This window comes from Vibrio sp. 1249-1, assembly GCF_033340495.1.
Map to the genome: position 1 here is coordinate 1 of NZ_JAWOWJ010001245.1, position 503 is coordinate 503.

The window sequence follows — 503 nt, forward strand, 5'->3', positions numbered from 1 at the left end:
GCTCTGCCATTAAATGCCAAACTTGAGCGAGGTTCTCTAGTCGTTGAATATAGAAACCTAGTTCAGCGAGCGCAGGCTCGGCCAATCTTGCCGCGAGTTCGCCATCTTTGACTCTTTCTGCGATAAGATCGGCGATTTTCGCGACGCTTTGGTTTGCTTTCTTGCTGAACTGCTTTAGCTCTTTAGATTGGTTTTCTAGCCAAGTTGGCAGTTCGCCATGTTCAAAGCGGTAGATGCCTTCTTCAAACTGAGCTGGATCGAATTGTTTAGTCAATTGAGTGAGCGCAGGTATTAAGTTTTGCACGGAGTCTTGCAAGTCATTGCGGAAACGAGCGACACGTTTCTCATCAGCCAGTGATGAAAATTTACTGATTGACTGATTCAGCTTCTCTAGCCACGCTGCTGCGCCTTTTAAACTCGCGGATGCTGAAGCGTGATCACGGGCGACGTGAGGCAGGTGGTGAGCTTCGTCAAAGACATAAATCGTATTTTCTGGCTCTGGT

The 503-nt window shown here is 47.7% G+C and carries 1 pseudogene; it reads right to left on the reverse strand.

Features of this window, described 5'->3' with window-relative positions:
* A pseudogene (locus tag R7Z50_RS31505) lies at positions 1–503 on the reverse strand (ATP-dependent DNA helicase DinG); the annotation flags it as partial.